Source organism: Thiocystis violacea, from assembly GCF_016583565.1.
GTDB classification, from domain to species: domain Bacteria; phylum Pseudomonadota; class Gammaproteobacteria; order Chromatiales; family Chromatiaceae; genus Thiorhodococcus; species Thiorhodococcus violaceus_A.
Window position 1 is genome coordinate 20,327 of record NZ_NRRF01000027.1, and the last position, 17,942, is coordinate 38,268.

15 protein-coding genes are annotated in these 17,942 nt (G+C 64.2%); 13 read left to right on the plus strand and 2 right to left on the minus strand.

Annotation, left to right across the window (positions count from 1 at the left end; translation table 11 throughout):
• The first annotated feature begins 1 nt into the window (after position 1).
• The 12 genes from nuoF (at position 2) to nfsA (ending at position 15,075) form a co-directional block, all read left to right on the plus strand.
• Positions 2–1,300 carry an NADH-quinone oxidoreductase subunit NuoF gene (gene nuoF / locus CKO23_RS12460; RefSeq protein ID WP_200331584.1) on the plus strand — a complete coding sequence of 433 codons (1,299 nt, stop codon included), beginning with the start codon at positions 2–4 and terminating at the stop codon, positions 1,298–1,300.
• 180 nt (positions 1,301–1,480) lie between these two features.
• Positions 1,481–3,874, plus strand: coding sequence for an NADH-quinone oxidoreductase subunit NuoG (nuoG, locus tag CKO23_RS12465; RefSeq protein WP_200331586.1), 2,394 nt, complete (start codon positions 1,481–1,483; stop codon positions 3,872–3,874).
• Positions 3,875–3,905: 31 nt separating this feature from the next.
• Entirely contained in the window at positions 3,906–4,940 is a 1,035-nt protein-coding gene (gene nuoH / locus CKO23_RS12470; RefSeq protein ID WP_200331588.1) for an NADH-quinone oxidoreductase subunit NuoH, read from the plus strand.
• Positions 4,941–4,954: 14 nt separating this feature from the next.
• Positions 4,955–5,446: an NADH-quinone oxidoreductase subunit NuoI gene (nuoI, locus tag CKO23_RS12475; protein ID WP_200331590.1), complete on the plus strand. Its 492-nt coding sequence runs from the start codon at positions 4,955–4,957 to the stop codon at positions 5,444–5,446.
• A gap of 29 nt (positions 5,447–5,475) precedes the next feature.
• Positions 5,476–6,129, plus strand: a complete 654-nt coding sequence (locus tag CKO23_RS12480) for an NADH-quinone oxidoreductase subunit J (protein WP_200331592.1) — start codon at positions 5,476–5,478, stop codon at positions 6,127–6,129.
• On the plus strand, positions 6,126–6,431 hold the full coding sequence (gene nuoK, locus CKO23_RS12485; protein ID WP_200331594.1) for an NADH-quinone oxidoreductase subunit NuoK: 306 nt from the start codon (positions 6,126–6,128) through the stop codon (positions 6,429–6,431). The genes CKO23_RS12480 and nuoK overlap by 4 nt, the downstream gene beginning before the upstream one ends.
• Positions 6,432–6,503: 72 nt before the next feature.
• Complete coding sequence (nuoL, locus tag CKO23_RS12490) at positions 6,504–8,510, plus strand: NADH-quinone oxidoreductase subunit L (RefSeq protein ID WP_200331596.1); 2,007 nt, start codon at positions 6,504–6,506, stop codon at positions 8,508–8,510.
• A gap of 22 nt (positions 8,511–8,532) precedes the next feature.
• Positions 8,533–10,113 carry an NADH-quinone oxidoreductase subunit M gene (locus tag CKO23_RS12495; RefSeq protein ID WP_200331598.1) on the plus strand — a complete coding sequence of 527 codons (1,581 nt, stop codon included), beginning with the start codon at positions 8,533–8,535 and terminating at the stop codon, positions 10,111–10,113.
• 50 nt (positions 10,114–10,163) lie between these two features.
• Positions 10,164–11,603, plus strand: coding sequence for an NADH-quinone oxidoreductase subunit NuoN (gene nuoN / locus CKO23_RS12500; RefSeq protein WP_200331600.1), 1,440 nt, complete (start codon positions 10,164–10,166; stop codon positions 11,601–11,603).
• Between the two features lie 191 nt (positions 11,604–11,794).
• Positions 11,795–12,670, plus strand: a complete 876-nt coding sequence (gene dapA, locus CKO23_RS12505; RefSeq protein WP_200331602.1) for a 4-hydroxy-tetrahydrodipicolinate synthase — start codon at positions 11,795–11,797, stop codon at positions 12,668–12,670.
• A gap of 51 nt (positions 12,671–12,721) precedes the next feature.
• Positions 12,722–13,912, plus strand: a complete 1,191-nt coding sequence (gene bamC, locus CKO23_RS12510; protein ID WP_242482406.1) for an outer membrane protein assembly factor BamC — start codon at positions 12,722–12,724, stop codon at positions 13,910–13,912.
• A 401-nt stretch (positions 13,913–14,313) separates the two neighbouring features.
• Complete coding sequence (gene nfsA / locus CKO23_RS12515) at positions 14,314–15,075, plus strand: oxygen-insensitive NADPH nitroreductase (protein ID WP_200331604.1); 762 nt, start codon at positions 14,314–14,316, stop codon at positions 15,073–15,075.
• 36 nt (positions 15,076–15,111) lie between these two features.
• Here nfsA and CKO23_RS12520 read toward each other — a convergent pair whose 3' ends face one another.
• Positions 15,112–15,753: a LutC/YkgG family protein gene (locus CKO23_RS12520; RefSeq protein WP_200331606.1), complete on the minus strand. Its 642-nt coding sequence runs from the start codon at positions 15,751–15,753 to the stop codon at positions 15,112–15,114.
• Positions 15,746–17,140: a LutB/LldF family L-lactate oxidation iron-sulfur protein gene (locus tag CKO23_RS12525; RefSeq protein ID WP_200331608.1), complete on the minus strand. Its 1,395-nt coding sequence runs from the start codon at positions 17,138–17,140 to the stop codon at positions 15,746–15,748. Before CKO23_RS12525 ends, CKO23_RS12520 begins: the two co-directional genes overlap by 8 nt.
• 211 nt (positions 17,141–17,351) lie before the next feature.
• On the opposite strand from CKO23_RS12525, the gene CKO23_RS12530 reads away from it, so the two are divergent.
• Entirely contained in the window at positions 17,352–17,939 is a 588-nt protein-coding gene (locus CKO23_RS12530; protein ID WP_200331610.1) for a DJ-1/PfpI family protein, read from the plus strand.
• Positions 17,940–17,942 lie beyond the last annotated feature (3 nt).

The following is a 17,942-nucleotide window of genomic DNA, read 5'->3' on the forward strand; positions in this document are numbered from 1 at the left end:
CATGGTTCAGAAGCACAACAGCCAGAATCAGAACACGGTCTGCTTTCGCACGATGCACCTTGATGAGGCCGTCCGCCATACGCTGGATGCCTACCGCGGCATCGGCGGCTATGTCCAGTGGGAGCGGATCCTGCGCGAGAAGCCCGATCCGGAAGATCTCATCGAGGAAATGAAGATCTCGAATCTGCGTGGCCGCGGCGGCGCCGGCTTTCCGACCGGGCTCAAGTGGAGCTTCATGCCGCGCACGGCGCCTGGTCAGAAGTACATCGTCTGCAACTCGGACGAGGGCGAGCCAGGTACCTGCAAGGATCGGGATATCCTGCGCTACAACCCGCATCAGCTGATCGAGGGGATGGCGATCGCCGGTTACTGCATCGGCGCGACCGTTGGCTACAACTACATTCGCGGCGAGTTCTTCGAGCCCATCGCGCGCTTCGAAGGGGCGCTTGAGGAGGCCTATGCCGCGGGCTTGATCGGCAAGGATCTCCAGGGCTCCGGAATCGACTTCGATCTCTACAGTCACATGGGTGCCGGCGCCTACATCTGCGGCGAGGAGACGGCCCTGCTCGAGTCGATCGAGGGCAAGAAGGGGCAGCCGCGCTTCAAACCGCCATTCCCGGCTCAGTATGGCCTCTTCGGGCGACCGACGACCATCAACAACACGGAGTCGCTGGCCTCGGTGCCTGTGATTCTGGAGAAGGGCGGCAAGTGGTTCCTGGAGCAGGGTCGCCCCAACAACGGCGGGCTCAAACTGTTCTCCGTGTCGGGTCATGTCAATCAGCCGAACAACTTCGAGGTGCCTATGGGCACCCCCTTCCGCGACCTGCTCGAGATGAGCGGCGGCGTGAAGGATGGCAAGGCGCTCAAGGCCGTGATCCCCGGTGGGTCCTCGGTGCCGGTCGTTCCGGGCGACGTCATGATGACGGTCGACATGGACTACGACTCCATCGCCAAGGTCGGCTCCATGTTAGGCTCCGGTGCCGTGATCGTGATCGCCGAGGGAACCTGCATGGTGAAGGTGCTTTACAACCTCTCGCACTTCTACATGCACGAGTCCTGCGGGCAGTGCACGCCCTGCCGCGAAGGCACTGGCTGGCTCACGCGCGTGCTGCGTCGCATCCTGGAGGGGCAGGGCCGGCTTGAAGATCTCGACCTGCTCGAGAGCGTCGCGGGTCGCATCGGTGGGCGAACGATCTGTGCCCTCGGCGACGCGGCGGCCATGCCGGTGCAGAGCTTCCTGAAGCACTATCGGCACGAGTTCGCCTACATGATCGAGCATGGCCGCAGCATGGTGGCCTGATCCGGCTCGACCGATCTTTCCGAGGCGGGACGCGCGATGGCTTGGCGTCCTGCTGACTTAATACGCAATCCGGCAAAATGCGCCACAGCAGGTGCCGCAGTCGTTGCTTATGGGTGTCCCATTGACTCCGCTGACCGCATTCAGAGGGTCCGCGCAATTGGTGCCGATCGAGAGACCTAAATGACCGACAAGCTCAACATCGAGATCGACGGCCGCGTCTGTGAAGCGGCGCCGGGAGAGATGATCATCGCGGTTGCGGACCGCGAGGGCATCTCGATTCCCCGGTTCTGCTATCACAAGAAGCTGTCCATTGCGGCGAATTGCCGCATGTGCCTGGTCGAGGCCGAGCAAGGCGGTCGTCCCTTCCCCAAACCCGTGCCCGCCTGTGCCACGCCGGTCGGCGAGGGCCTCAAGGTTTGGACGCGCTCCCCCAAGGCCATCGAGGCGCAGAAGGGCACGATGGAGTTCCTGCTCATCAACCATCCGCTCGATTGCCCCATCTGCGATCAGGGCGGCGAGTGCGAGCTGCAAGACGTCTCTCTCGGTTATGGCGGCGACGTCTCACGCTTCGCCGAGCGCAAGCGGGTGGTGAAGGACGAGGATCTCGGGCCGCTGATCGCGACCGAGATGACACGCTGCATCCACTGCACGCGCTGCGTGCGCTTCGGTGCCGAGATCGCTGGCGTTCGCGAGCTGGGGGCGACTGGACGCGGCGAGGACATGCGTATCGGAACCTTCATCGCTCAGACCGTGGAGCACGAGCTGTCCGGCAACGTCATCGACCTCTGTCCGGTGGGCGCCTTGACCTCCAAGCCCTATCGCTTCACCGCGCGGCCCTGGGAGCTGACCGGACACGACGGCATCGCGCCGCACGACGGGCTCGGATCCAACATCCGGCTGCACGTGCGCCGCAACCAGGTGATGCGCGTGCATCCGCGTGACAACGAGGACGTCAACGAGACCTGGATCTCCGATCGCGACCGGTTCAGCTATGCCGGCCTCGCGAGTGAGGACCGTCTGGCCAAACCCATGGTGAAGGAGGAGGGGCGTTGGTGCGAGGTCGAATGGACCCACGCCCTGACGCTCGTCGCCGAGCGGCTCAAGGCGGCCGCCGTCGCCGACATGGGCTGGTTGATGGCGCCCAACGCGACGCTGGAGGAGCTGTATCTGGCGGCCCGGATCGCCCGCGGGCTCGGCTGCGCCAATATCGACCATCGGCTGCGCCAGCAGGATTTTCGCGGCGATGACGCCGATCCGCTCCTCCCCTGGCTGGGCTTGCCCGTGGCGGAGCTGGAGCTGCAGCAGGCCATCTTGCTGATCGGCTCGGACATCCGTCACGAGCAGCCGTTGCTGGCGCACCGCATCCGCAAGGCCGCCCTGGCCGGTGCCCAGGTGGTGTGCGCGAATCCGCTCAAGCTCGATCTCAACCATCCCGCGACTCAGATGATGGGTTCGCCCCACCAGATGCTCGAGGATCTTGCCGCGATCGCGAAGACCCTGGGCGCAAGCGCCTCCTCGGCGGTCAACGACTGCATCGGGGCAAGCGAGCCTACCGAGGCCCACGCGGCCGTCGCGGCCGCCCTCACCCAGGCGGGCCAGCAAGGGCGGGGTGTCGTCCTGCTCGGCGCCCTCGCGAGTGCGCACCCGGATTTCGCCCTGCTCAAGGCGTTGGCCTACGCCATCGCCGATGCGACCAAGTGTCGGATCGGCTATCTGCCTGCGGCGGCCAATAGCATCGGCGCCCATCTGGCCGGCGCGCACCCCGGACGTCTGCCCGGCGCCAAGCCAAGCGACACCCAGGGACGATCGGCCGCCGAGATCTTGAGCGCGCCATCCAAGACCCTCGTGCTCTGGGGCATCGAGCCCGATCGCGATCTGGCGGATGCCGCTGGCGCCATGGCGGCCATCGGGACGGCCGACTTCGTCGTCGCCTGCTCCGCGTTCCGCAGCGCCGCCCTGGACAGCGTGGCCGATGTGCTGCTGCCGGTCGGCGCCTTCGCCGAGACGTCCGGTACCTTCGTCAATGCAAATGGGACCTGGCAGCGCTTCCAGGGTGCGGTCGCCCCTCCCGGCGAGGCGCGACCTGGGTGGAAGGTGCTGCGCGTGCTTGGCAATCTCCTGGATCTCGCGGGCTTCGAATATCGCGACGGCGCCGAGGTGCAGGCCGAGCTGGCCGCGCTTTGCGCAGACGCGCCGCTCGACAACAGCCCGCGTGGCGATTACGCCGTGCTATCTTCGAGCGCTTCGGCTTCCGCCTCCGAGTTGATGCGCATCGGCACCGTGCCGGTCTATGCCCTGGATCCGCTAGTGCGTCGATCGTCACCCCTGCAGACCATCCCGATGCCGCGCTGCGACTTCGCCGTCTATCTGCATCCGAAGCAGGCAGCCGCGGATGGTTTCGGTCCGGGCGACATCGTCTATGCGCGACAGGGCGACACGGGCGCGCGGGCGCGCATCATCCTCGACGACCATGTGCCCACGGGCTGCGCCCGGATTCCCGGCGCGGTGGCTGGCAGCGAGGGGCTCGGGCCGCTGATTGGTCCGGTCACTCTCGAGCGCGTGACGAACCCCTAAGCCACTGGCGAGAAGCGACGAGACGACAAAGATGATTGAGCTTTGGAACGCACTCCCGCTGGTGATTCAGATCCTGCTGAAGATCACCGCAATTCTGTTGCCGCTGTTGGCTATGGTGGCCTATTACACCTATGCCGAGCGCAAGATCATCGGCTATATCCAGGTCCGTATCGGCCCCAACCGAGTCGGCTGGCGCGGTCTGCTGCAGCCCATCGCCGACGCGCTGAAGCTGATGATGAAAGAGATCATCATTCCGACCAAGGCGGATAAGACACTCTTTCTGTTGGCGCCCATGATCGCCATCGCGCCGGCCATGGCGGCCTGGGCCGTGTTCCCCTTCGACGAGGGGCTGGTGCTGGCGGATATCAATGCCGGCCTGCTCTATGTTCTTGCGCTCAGCTCGCTTGGGGTCTACGGCATCATCATCGCGGGCTGGGCCTCCAACTCGCGCTATGCGCTCCTCGGCGCCATGCGCTCGGCGGCTCAGATCGTCGCCTATGAGATCGCCATGGGTTTCGCCCTGGTCGGCGTCCTGGTCGCCGCGGGCAGCTTGAACCTGGGTGTCATCGTCGAGGCGCAGCAGGGCAATCTGCTGACCTGGTTCTGGCTACCCCTGCTGCCGCTGTTCGGGGTCTACTTGATCTCGGGCGTGGCCGAGACCAATCGCGCGCCCTTCGACGTCGCCGAGGGTGAGTCGGAGATCGTTGCCGGTTTCCATGTGGAGTACTCGGGAATGGCCTTTGCTGTCTTCTTCCTGGCCGAGTACGCCAACATGATCCTCATTGCGGCCCTGACCGCCTTGCTCTTCATGGGCGGTTGGCTGTCGCCATTGCCGCAGGCCTGGACGGGCGACCTTTGGATCCTGCAGGACGGCTTCCATTGGCTGCTGCTTAAGACCTTCTTCTTCATGTTCGTCTTTCTTTGGCTGCGGGCGACCTTTCCCCGCTACCGCTACGACCAGATCATGCGCCTGGGCTGGAAGGTCTTCATTCCGATCACGATCGTCTGGATCCTGGTCGTGGCGCTCGCGGTGGTCTACCGACTGCCGCCTTGGTGGTCCGCCTGATCTGGAGACACAGGATGCTGAATACCGCACGCGACTATCTCCAAAGCCTCATGCTGGTGGAGCTCTTCCGGGGGCTGCGCCTGACGGGCGGCTATCTCTTCAAGCGCAAGTTCACCGTGCAATACCCGGAAGAGAAGGCGCCGATCTCGCCGCGTTTTCGTGGTTTGCATGCGCTGCGCCGCTATCCGAACGGGGAAGAGCGTTGTATCGCCTGCAAGCTCTGCGAGGCCGTCTGCCCGGCGCTGGCGATTACGATCGAGGCCGAGCCACGCGCGGACGGGACGCGCCGCACCACGCGTTATGACATCGACCTCTTCAAGTGCATCTACTGCGGCTTCTGCGAAGAGTCCTGTCCGGTCGACTCCATCGTCGAGACCGGCATCTATGAGTACCACTTCGAGAACCGCGGCGAGAACATCATGACCAAGGAACAGCTGCTGGCGATCGGGGATCAGTACGAAGCCGACATCGCCGCCGCGCGCGCCGCCGATGCGCCTTATCGCTAGCCGCGCCCCGTCGCCAAACGAGAAGCATCATGGGCTTTGAAAAATTCCTCTTCTACGTCTTTGCGCTAATAACCCTGTGGGCCTCGGGGATGGTCATCACGCGGAAGAATCCGGTGCATTCCGTGCTCTTCCTGGTGCTCGCCTTCGTGGGTAGCGCGGCGCTCTGGGTGCTCCTGGAGGCCGAGTTCCTCGGGATCGTCCTGGTGCTGGTCTATGTCGGCGCGGTGATGGTGCTCTTCCTCTTCGTGGTCATGATGCTCGACGTGGATATCGCCACCTTGAGAGCGGGTTTCATCAGCTACCTGCCCGTGGGCATTCTCATCGCGTCCGTGATGGCGGCGGAGATCTTCCTCATCGTCGGTCCGAGCAATTTCGGTTTGGATGCCTTCCCGGCGCCAGCGCCAGCCGGCCCGGATGCCACCAATGCCGCGGACTTGGGGCGCGTGCTCTACACGGTCTACCTGTATCCGGTCGAGATCGCCGCCGTGATTCTGTTGGTCGCCATCGTCGCGGCCATCCGGCTCACGCTGCGTCGCCGCCCGGACACCAAATACGTCGATCCGTCCCGCCAGGTCCGGGTCAAGAAAGGCCCTGGTCGCGTTCGTCTCGTGAAGATGGCGGCGGAGGATGTAGCTCCGGCGACGGTGGGCGGAGCTGACTCGAATGTGGGGGAGAACTCATGATCGCGCTCTCGGATTACCTGATTCTGGGCGGCTTGCTCTTCTCCGTCGCCGTTGCCGGTATCTTTCTGAACCGCAAGAACGTCATCCTGCTGTTGATGTGCATCGAGCTGATGCTGCTCGCGGTGAACATGAATTTCGTCGCCTTCTCGCACTTCCTGGGCGACATGACGGGGCAGGTCTTCGTCTTCTTTATCCTCACCGTGGCCGCCGCCGAGGCCGCCATTGGCCTGGCGATCCTGGTGGTTCTCTTCCGCAACCGCAAGACCATCAACGTCGAGGATCTGGATGCCCTCAAGGGATGAGGCGCGTGCCTGGCGCCTAGCGTCCAGTTGGATCCCGTCTATTCAAGCTAGCGAATGAGCCGACACTAGAAGATGGAAAACGTCTACATAACTATTGTGCTCGCGCCGCTGATTGGCGCCATCGTCGCCGGGTTCTTCGGTGGCCGGATCGGGCGTCGTGGCGCGCACTCGGTGACCATCGCCGGCGTGGCCGTTTCGGCGGGGCTCTCGCTGTGGGTGCTCGCGCGCTTCATCTGGAGCGACGCGGCGGTCTTCAACGGTGCCGTCTACAACTGGATGGTGTCGGACGGCATCAGCTTCGAGGTCGGCTTTCTGATCGACAAGCTGACCGCCGTGATGATGGCCACCGTCACCTTCGTCTCGCTGATGGTGCACATCTACACCATCGGCTATATGGCCGATGACGAGCACAACTGGCCGCACGGGGCCTTGTCCGGCAAGAACAGCTATCAGCGCTTCTTCAGCTACATCTCGCTCTTCACCTTCTCCATGCTGATGCTGGTCATGTCGAACAACTTCATGCAGTTGTTCTTCGGTTGGGAGGCCGTGGGCTTGGTCTCCTACCTGCTGATCGGCTTCTGGTCGACGCGTGAGAGCGCCGTCTTCGCGAACCTCAAGGCGTTCCTCGTCAACCGCGTCGGCGATTTCGGCTTCATTCTGGGCATCGCGGCCGTCGCCATGTATTTCGGCTCCATGGATTACGCCGAGGTCTTCGCGGCGGCGCCCGGGCAGGCCGAGACGCAGGTCAATGTCTTCGGCGGTGTCTCGCTGATGACGCTCATCTGCATCCTCCTCTTCATCGGCGCCATGGGTAAGTCGGCCCAGGTCCCGCTGCATGTCTGGCTGCCGGATTCCATGGAGGGTCCGACCCCGATCTCCGCGCTCATCCACGCGGCGACCATGGTCACCGCGGGCGTCTTCATGGTGGCGCGCATGTCGCCCCTCTATGAACTCTCGGAGACGGCGCTCAGCTTCGTTCTGATCATCGGTGCCACCACCGCCTTCTTCATGGGGCTCATTGGTCTGGTGCAGAACGACATCAAGCGTGTCGTGGCCTACTCGACCCTTTCTCAGCTGGGCTACATGGTGACGGCGCTGGGGGCCTCGGCCTATGCGGCGGGCATCTTCCACCTGATGACGCACGCCTTCTTCAAGGCGCTGCTCTTCCTCGCGGCGGGCTCGGTCATCATCGCCATGCACCACAAGCAGGACATCCGTCTCATGGGCGGTCTGTGGAAGCACATGCCCCTCACCTGGGTCACCGCGCTCTTGGGCTCGCTCGCGCTCATCGGCTTCCCGGGGTTCTCCGGCTTCTTCTCCAAGGATGCGATCATCGAGGCGGTGAGTGCCTCCCATGTTGCCGGCTCGGGTTATGCCTCGATCCTGCTCACGGCGGGTGTCTTCGTGACCGCGCTCTACAGCTTCCGCATGTACTACCTGGTCTTCCACGGCAAGGAGCGCATGGACGAGCACACCAAGCACCATTTGCATGAACCCCCGTGGGTGGTGACGCTACCGCTCGTGATGCTCGCCATCCCCTCCGTCTTCATCGGCTGGTATGCGATCGAGCCGCTTCTCGTGAGCGATTGGTGGGTCTCGGGCGATTGGAATCCGATCTTCGTCGCTCATGAGCACGATACCCTCCACCACCTGCGCGAGAACTGGCACGGTCAAGCGGCCTTCGTGCATCACGGTCTGGGCGCACTGCCGTTCATCCTGGCGATGACCGGCGTGGTGCTGGCGACACTCGTCTGGTGGCTCGTCCACAAGTGGAATCCGCGCATCGACGAGCAACTGCAGACCCTGGGCGGCCCGGTGACCCGGATCCTGCAGGACAAGTACGGCTTCGACGACTTCAACCAGCGGGTCTTCGCCGGCGGTGGGCGCAGCCTGGGGCGCGCGCTCTGGATCACCGGCGACCGCACGGTGATCGACGGCGCCATCGTCAACGGCTCCGCGCGTTCGGTCGGTCGGATGGCCCAGCGCTTCCGCCATCTGCAGACCGGCTATCTCTACCATTACGCCATTGCGATGATCGTCGGGCTGATTGGCCTCCTGACGCTCTTCGTGACGCTTTGACGCCGAAGGGAGGCGACCCAGCATGAATGAGTTCCCCCTGCTGACGTTGACCATCTGGCTGCCGATCCTCGGCGGTCTGGTGGTGCTGGCGAGCGGCGACAAAGAGCAGAACCTCTCGAAGTGGACGGCGCTTGCCTTCGCGATCCTCACCTTCGTGGTCAGTCTTGGACTCTGGGTCGGCTTCGACTCGGGCACGGCGCAGATGCAGTTCGTCGAGCGCGCGGCCTGGATCCCGAGCTTCAACGTGGAGTACTACCTGGGCGTCGACGGCATCTCCATGCCGCTCATCGTCTTGACGACCTTCATCACCATCTTCGTCGTCATCGCGGGCTGGGAGGTCATCACCTACAAGCCGACCCAGTACCTGGCGGCCTTCCTCATCATGGAAGGGGTCATGGTCGGCGTCTTCTCCTCACTGGACGCCATCCTCTTCTACGTCTTCTGGGAGGCGATGCTGATCCCGATGTTCATCATCATCGGGGTCTGGGGCGGGCCGAACCGGGTCTACGCGACCATCAAGTTCTTCCTCTACACCTTCTTCGGCTCGGTCTTCATGCTGATCGCGCTGATCTATATGTACTTCCAGTCGGGCAGCTTCAGCATCCTGGACTTCCATGCGCTGGAACTCGGCATGACGGCGCAGAAGCTGATCTTCATCGCCTTCCTGCTCGCTTTCGCCGTCAAGGTGCCCATGTTCCCGGTCCATACCTGGCTGCCGGACGCCCACGTCGAGGCGCCCACCGGGGGCTCCGTGATCCTGGCGGCCATCATGCTGAAGATCGGTGGCTACGGCTTCCTGCGCTTCTCATTGCCCATCACGCCGGACGCGAGTGCGTCACTGGCCTGGCTCATCATCGCCCTGTCGTTGATCGCCATCCTCTACATCGGCTTCGTGGCGCTGGTGCAGCAGGATATGAAGAAGCTGATCGCCTACTCATCGATCGCCCACATGGGCTTCGTGACCCTGGGCTTCTTCATCGTCTTCACCATCCTGGCGAATCCCGATGTCTCGGGCGGCTCCGTCATGGGGATCGAGGGCGGCATGGTGCAGATGATCTCGCACGGCTTCATCTCGGGCGCGCTCTTCCTCTGCGTCGGCGTGCTCTATGACCGCGTCCACTCGCGTGAAATCGCCGATTACGGCGGCGTGGTCAATACCATGCCCTGGTTCGGCGCCTTCATGGTCTTCTTCGCGATGGCGAATGCGGGTCTGCCCGGCACATCCGGCTTCGTTGGCGAGTTCATGGTCATCCTGGCGACCTTCCGGGCCGATTTCTGGTGGGCCTTCCTCGCGGCGACCACGCTCGTCCTGGCCGCGGCCTTCACCCTCTGGATGGTCAAACGCGTCGTCTTCGGCGAAGTCAAGAACGACAAGGTCGCGGCACTCAGCGATCTCGATGTCCGTGAGCGAATCAATCTCGGTGTCCTCGCCGCGGCCGTGCTGGCGCTCGGTCTCTGGCCGGCGCCCTTGATGAATGTCATGCACGCGACGGTCGAGAATCTGGTCGATCAGGTCGCTGTCTGCAAGCTACCGACGGCGGAGAGCGGTGAGTGCGCGCGCTCTCGGACCGAGCAGGTCGCCGCGATCGTGAGTCAGCCCTAGCCGATTGCACACCGCCGTCGCGCGTATCCGAATCGAATTGGAATAAAGACATGCATTTCGACGCCGCCAATCTGGTACCCATCCTGCCGGAGATCACCATCCTGATCACCGCGTGCGTGGTGCTCATGATCGATCTCTATCTCAAGGATCAGGATAAAGGGCTCAATCACACCCTGACGCTGGTCGGAATCGCGATTGCGATCGCCTTGACCGGGGCCGTGGGGGGCGGCGAGGCCCAGGTCTTCTTCGACGGCAATCTCGTCCGCGATGCGCTGAGCGATCTGCTCAAGGGCTCGGTTCTTATCGTGAGCCTCCTCGCCTTCGTCTATGTCCGCGCCTGGCTGCAGGATCGCGGCATGCTGGTCGGCGAGTTCTATGTGCTGGGTCTTCTGGCGATCCTTGGCATGCTCATCATGATCTCGGCCAACAGCTTCCTGCCGCTCTATCTCGGGCTGGAGCTGCAGGCCCTGTCGCTCTATGCCTTGGTCGCCTTCGATCGTGACTCGCCGAAGGGCGCTGAAGCGGCCATGAAGTACTTCGTCCTGGGCGCCCTGGGCTCGGGCATGCTGCTCTATGGCATCTCCATGATCTATGGCGCGACCGGCTCCATCGAGTTCGCGCCCGTGGCGCAGGCGGTGTCCGAGCAGGGCATGTCGAACAAGGTGCTGGTGTTCGGCATCGCCTTCCTGGTGATTGGCATCGGATTCAAGTTCGGTGCCGTACCCTTCCACATGTGGGTGCCGGACATCTATGAAGGCGCGCCGACCCCGGCGGTTCTCATCCTGGGCAGCGCGCCCAAGATCGCCGCCTTCGCGCTCGCGGTCCGCATGCTGGTCGACGGTCTGAGCGGCCTGCACGCGGACTGGCATCAGATGCTGGTGATCCTTGCCGTGCTCTCCATGGGACTGGGTAATCTGGTCGCGATCGCCCAGTCGAACATCAAGCGCATGCTGGCCTACTCGACCATCTCGCATGTGGGCTTCATCTTTCTCGGACTGCTCGCGGGGTCCGCGCAGGGCTATGCCTCGGCGATGTTCTACTCCATCGTCTATGCGGTGATGGCCGCGGGTGCCTTCGGCATCCTGCTGATCCTGAGCCGTGAGGGCTTCGACGCGGAGCGCCTGGAGGACCTCAAGGGGCTCAACGATCGCGATTCCTGGTACGCCGCCATGATGGCCTTGATCATGTTCTCCATGGCCGGTGTGCCGCCGACCGTCGGTTTCATGGCCAAGCTGCTGGTGTTGGAGGCTGTCGTGCGGATCGACATGGTGTGGCTCGCGCTGGTCGCCGTCTTCTTCTCCATCATCGGCGCCTTCTACTACCTGCGGGTGGTCAAGTTCATCTACTTCGACAAGGCGGCAGACGATGCCCCCGCACTCTCGACCACCGGCGGCGTGCGTGTCGCCATGTCCATCAACGGGCTCGCGCTGCTGGTGCTCGGGCTCTTCCCCGCAGCCCTGCTGACGCTCTGTCAAGCGGCCTTCGCCTGAAGCGGCGCATTCCCCGCCGGTCGGCGGATCGGCCGGCGCTGCCCGTCTTGGCCGTGGTCGCCACCGCTGACTGCCGCGTCAGCGGCGACGCGCGGGGCAGGGCTAGGGCTCACCCGTGAGTTGTGTCCCAATAGCCGCGCAAGCTACCATGCCCATGTTCGTTCTACGCCTTCGATAAGTGGAGTTGGAGCATGTTTCGCGGCAGCATCGTTGCGCTCGTTACACCCATGCATGCAGATGGGGAGGTCGATGACGCGAGCCTGAAACGTCTCGTCGATTTTCATGTCGCCGAAGGGACCACCGCCATCGTCTCGGTCGGGACCACCGGCGAGTCGGCGACTCTCGACGAGGACGAGCATTGCGCCGTCATTCGCCGAACCGTCGAGCTGGCGGCTGGCCGCATCCCAGTCATCGCCGGCACTGGCGCCAACGCGACCCGCGAGGCCATCGTCCTCACGCGCTGCGCCAAGAACGCCGGTGCCGATGCCGCGCTCTTGGTCACGCCCTATTACAACAAGCCGACCCAAGAAGGCCTCTACCTGCATCACAAGGCCATCGCCGAGGCGGTGGATATCCCGCAGATCCTCTATAACGTGCCTGGCCGCACGGCCTGCGACATGCTCCCGAGCACGGTGGCGCGACTCGCCCGGATCGCTGGTATCGTGGGCGTCAAGGAGGCGACCGGCGACCTCAGCCGCGTCAAGGCGATCCGCGAGAGCTGTGGTGATGGCTTCGCCATCTACAGCGGCGACGACGCATCGGCCTGCGAGTCGATGCTGCGCGGCGCCGATGGCGTCATCTCGGTCACCTCCAATCTCGCCCCGCGCCAGATGCAGGCCATGTGTGAGGCGGCCTTGAACGGCGACCGCGAGCGGGCGTTGGCCATCAATCTGACCCTAGAGCCCCTGCACCGCGACCTCTTCGTCCAGTCGAATCCCATTCCCGTGAAATGGGCGGTCGCCGAGCTGGGCCTGTGCTCCAAGGGGATTCGTCTTCCGCTGACCTGGCTGAGTGACGACTGTCACGACCGCGTCCGGCAGGCCATGGCGCGTGCCGGCCTGCTCTGAGGTGTCCGGAGCTGGGCGGCAAGCTGGGTGATTACTTCCACTGAGAGACCTATGACTCCTAGACCAGGCTTGAAGGCCGTTATGCGGCTAGCGGCGCTCCTCCTGCTCGGCCAGCTCCTGGGCTGCGGCTCGAGCACGATCAGCGACGCCTTGCCGGATCAGCGCCTTGTCTACAAGAAGCAACGTGAGGCGGTCAATAATCTTGAGATCCCGCCGGACCTGACCTCCGGGACCTACAACGACGCCCTGGATATTCCGGAGGGCGGGGTGCCGACAACCTTCTCCGAGTATTCCGGTAGCCGCGCCCAGCGTCAGCGCGTCGCGGCGAGCGGGGACGTGCTTCCCGACCTGCCCAATGTCGAGTTGAAACGCCGCGGGAATGATCGTTGGATCGAGGCGCAGGCATCGCCTCAAGCGGTCTGGCCGAAGGTGATCGCCTTCTGGCGGGAGCAGGGCATCCTGCTGGTCGAGCAGAATCCGACGGTGGGGCTGATGCGAACCGATTGGCTGGACAACCGCGCGGAGATTCGCAAGGACTTCATCACCCGCATGGTCAGCAAGGTGATCGAGGGCGCCTATTCGACCTCGACCCGTGACCAATACAGCCTGCGGATCGAAGAGGGGCTGAAGGCCGGCACCACCGACATCCACATGACGCATCGCGGGATGGAGGAAAAGCTGGTGCCGGATGGGATCGGCGACAGCAGCCGAACCATTTGGGAGCCGAGCGGCAGCGACACGGAGAAGGAAGCGGAGATGCTCCGGCGTCTCATGGTCTACCTGGGCGCGTCGCAGCAACGCGCCTCCGCTGGCTTGACGGGTACGGAGAGCGCACCGGCCGCTCCGAGTTCGCGCCTGGTGAGCGAGGGCGGCGGTCAGGTCATTTTGATCCCCGAGGAATACCGCAGCGCCTGGCGCAGGACCGGTCTCGCGCTGGATCGCGCCGGTTTTGCCGTCGAAGACCGCGACCAGAGCACGGGCGTCTACTACGTGCGTTATGCCGGGAACGAAGGGCGTGGCGGACCCGAGGGTGGGCCGCCGTCTGGCGAGAAGAAACGCGGGCTGATGTCGCGGATGGCGTTCTGGCGCAAGGACGACCTGGACAAGGTGCGCAAGTACCAGATCAAGGTCACAGGCAACGAGACGGAATCTCGCGTGCGCGTCCTCGATGATCAAGGCAATCCAGAGCAGTCAGCGAATGCGCAGCGCATTCTGGGGCTCTTGCAGGATCAGATGCGTTGATCCTGTAAAAAGCGGCTGATGCCGGAACGAGCCGCCAACGCTGGGTCTTGTCGTGGCATCGCGTTCGATTCCATTGCGTCTGCTCCCCTGCTAAGGATCTGTCAATCAATGGTTTCCCGCTTTTCTGGTCACGAAGCTCCAGCTTCGTGACCTCAGCGATGAAGCTCTGCTTCACGACGTCGGCGGCTTCCGGTCCTTGATTGGCTCGATCCAGTCGCTGATCCTCGAGCTCGCGAAGCGGAGCCTCGTCTCGCGGATGACGAAGCTGGAGCTTCGTCACCAGGCTCGAATCGGGACGTAGACGATGGACAGTTCTCACGCGATAACCGATCCAAGCGCGACGCGACATGGTGCCACGTGGCTCTGGGTTCTCCGTGCCAAGCTGTCGCCCGAGTAAACAGATGGTGATCGATCGACTGCAATCCGCATCCTCTGCCGTCATCGCGCAACAGCTTGCGCACCGTTCCATCCGCGCCTTCACCGAGGTGCCCATCGCCCGCGAGATCCTGGAAGCCCTCATCAGGGCCGGTCAGGCCGCGGCGACCTCTAGCTTCGTTCAGGCGTATTCCGTCATCCGCGTGACCAGGCCGGAGGTCCGGCAGGCCATTGCGGCTCTGGCTGGCGGCCAGGTCTGGGTCGAGCAGGCGGCCGAATTCCTGGTCTATTGCGCGGACCTGCGGCGTGGCGATCTGGCTTGCCGGCAAGCCGGGTTGGGCGCTCTCGAGGGCTATGTCGAGCATGGCCTGGCGGCTGTCGTCGACGTCGCACTCATGGCGCAGAACGTCTTGCTTGCCGCCGAGTCGCTGGGGTTGGGTGGTGTCTTCATCGGCGGGATTCGCAACGATCTGCCGCGCGTTGCCGAGCTGCTCGAGATTCCCGAGAGGGTCGTCCCTGTCTTCGGGATGTGCCTTGGTTGGCCTGCCGATTCGCCGGAGCAGAAACCGCGCATGCCGATGGATCTGATCCTGCATCAGGAGATCTACCAGGAGCCGAGCGAGCAGGCCCTTCGGGACTATGATCGCCTGATGTCGGATTACTACCAGACGCGCGCGTCGAACCGCAAGCAAGGGGTCTGGTCCGAAGCGACGGCCAAGGCCCTCCAAGGTAAGAAACGTCCCGGTATCCTCGCCTTTCTGCGGCGCCAGGGCTTCTTCCTTCGATAACCCTAGATCCGGCCGTCTGTTCAAGGTCGCGGCTGGCTAGCGGATCAGCAGGATCAGCCTCTCCGGACCATGGACGCCATAGGCCAGTGTTTGCTCGATGTCGGCGGACTTCGACGGCCCCGAGATGAGCAGCGCATTGGTCGGCATCTGCGCTGCCCAGCGCTCTTCGACCATGAGTGCATGCAGGGTGGAGACGATCTGTCGCCGTTCGAGCAGGACGCAATGGATCGGTGGGACGAGAGAGAGCAGCCGCGGCTCCGCCGGGGTGGGCCAGAGCACCAGCGAGCCCGTCTCGGCGATGCCCGCCCGGGCGCTGGTGAAGCTGGCATCGGCCTCGTCGAATAGCCTGTCACGGGTTGTCTCGATCGAGCCTTCCCACGCCACCAGCTCCGGCGCGCTGTCCGGCCAGCCGGCGGTGAGTTCGCCGGTCAGGGGCCCCTTGGCGCCGTAGTAGAGGCGACGGGCGCTGGCCCGCGTGAGTTCTTCGGCGAGGCGCTGGGGCCATGCGTCGTCGACACGATGGACCTCGGTCCGCACGGCCTGCATCATCTGCTCGAGTCGATCGACGGCCTCCTCCTGAGACCATTCGAAGCGTCTGACCGGTATTGCGGGGGCGCGGCCCTTCGCCGCGGCATGGACACGCAACCCCTGGAGGATGCGACGGCGTGCGTCAGTCATTGGCGAGACCCTCCTCACGGACCAGGGCGTGCAGGGAACGTGGTGCGATCCGTGGGGCGGTGCGCGTTCTGTTCCAGGGGCGGATGGACAGCCCGACCAGTCCGCGCATGCGCCTGATGATCCAGGTGACGCGGCGGTAGAGTGCCGGATGCGCGTGCGCTGTCGCCCAGGCGCGCCAGATGAACCCCTCGATCCGAATGCCGGTGCCTTTCCCGCGCTGGGCTTCGGCGTGCTCGAAGCGGAGTCGGTTCAACAGCTGCGGGATGGGGATGCGCACCGGGCAGACCGCGCTGCAGGCACCGCAGAGCGTCGAGGCTTGCGCCAGCTCCCCCTGGCGCTCGAGACCTTGGAGCTGGGGCTCGAGAATCGACCCGATCGGGCCTGGATAGACGGTGCCATAGCCGTGTCCGCCGATGCGCACGTAGACAGGACAGTGATTCATGCAGGCCGCGCAGCGGATGCAGCGCAGGGTCGCGCGCAGCTGAGGGTCGGCGTGGATGCCTGAGCGGCCATTGTCGAGCAGGACCAAATGGACCTCGCGCGGCCCGTCGCGCTCATCGGGTTTGCGCGGACCGCTGATCATGTTCACGTAGGTCGTGATCGGTTGACCCGTGGCGCTGCGTGTCAGCAAGGTCAGGAGGGGGGCTAGATGCTCCAGACGGGCGATGACCTTCTCGATGCCGGTGATCGCGATATGCACATCCGGCGCCGTGGTGCTCAGTCGCCCGTTCCCCTCGTTCTCGACCAGGCAGAGCGTGCCCGTCTCGGCGACCGCGAAGTTGACACCCGAGAGTCCGATGCGCGTGCCCTTGAAGCGCTCTCGCATGACGCGCCGCGCCAGGGCCGTCAGGCGCTCGATCTCCTCGGTATAGGGCTCGTCCGGATAGTGGCGGCTGAACAGCGCGGCGATCTCGCGCCTATCCTTGTGGACCGCCGGGGCGACGATGTGTGAGGGATGCTCCTGGGCGAGCTGGATGATGAGCTCGCCCAGGTCGGTCTCGATCGGCTCGATGCCGTGCGCGCTCAGGCAGTCGTTGAGCCCGATCTCCTCCGAGACCATGGACTTGCCCTTGATGACCGCCTTGCCGCCATGGCCTTGGATGATCGTCAGGATGATCGCGTTCGCCTCGGCGGCATCCCGCGCCCAGTGCACCTGAATGCCATTGGCGGCGCAGCGGCCTTCCAGCGCCTCCAGCAGCTCGGGAAGATTGGCCAATGCATGATCGCGGATCGCCTCGCCCTGATCGCGCAGCCGTTCCAGCTCCTCGACGTCGGGAAAGGCCGCGCGCCGTTTAAGGATGAGACCATCCATGGCGCGGCGGATGTTGGCGCGGACGCGATCCCTGCCGAGGGCCTGGGTGGCGCGGACACGAAGCTCGGTGCGCATGTGGATCATCTCCCCTGCTCTGATCAAGGCGCGGCGGCATGCGCTTGGCAAGCGGCCTGACCTGGAGAGGATGTGCGCTCATGTGTCCGCGCGCAAGTTCTCGGTCTCGCGGGTGAGACCTGCCGCGTTGGCTCGGTGCTTTCGAATGCGGGTGCTTTCGAATGCTATAGTTTGAGCTTTCCAATGTCCGCCATCCCTGGAGGCCAGTCCCATGGCTGCGAAAAAGATACTGATGCTGGTCGGCGACTATGTCGAAGACTATGAGGCGATGGTCCCCTTCCAGATGTTGCAGATGGTCGGTCACGCCGTTCATGCGGTCTGCCCCGGCAAGCTGCCCGGCGAGCATGTCCGCACGGCCATCCATGACTTCGAGGGCGATCAGACCTACAGCGAGAAACCCGGCCACAATTTCGCCATCAATGCGGACTTCGCGACGGTCGACCCCTCGAAGTATGACGCCCTGGTCATCCCGGGCGGACGTGCTCCGGAGTACCTCAGGCTGAACCCCAGGGTGATCGAGATCGTCCGGCACTTTGCGGCGGGCGACAAGCCCATCGCCTCCATCTGCCATGGGCAGCAGATCCTGGCGGCCGCTGGCGTGCTAGAGGGGAAGCGCTGCACGGCCTACCCGGCGGTGCGTCCTGAACTCGAGGCGGCCGGCGGCACCTGGTGCGAGGTCAACGAGGCCGTCTCCAACGCGTACTCCGACGGCAAGCTGGTGACGGCCCCTGCCTGGCCCGCGCATCCGGAATGGATCCGCAAATTCCTCGAGGTTCTGGGAACCCGGATCGAGGCCTGAAAC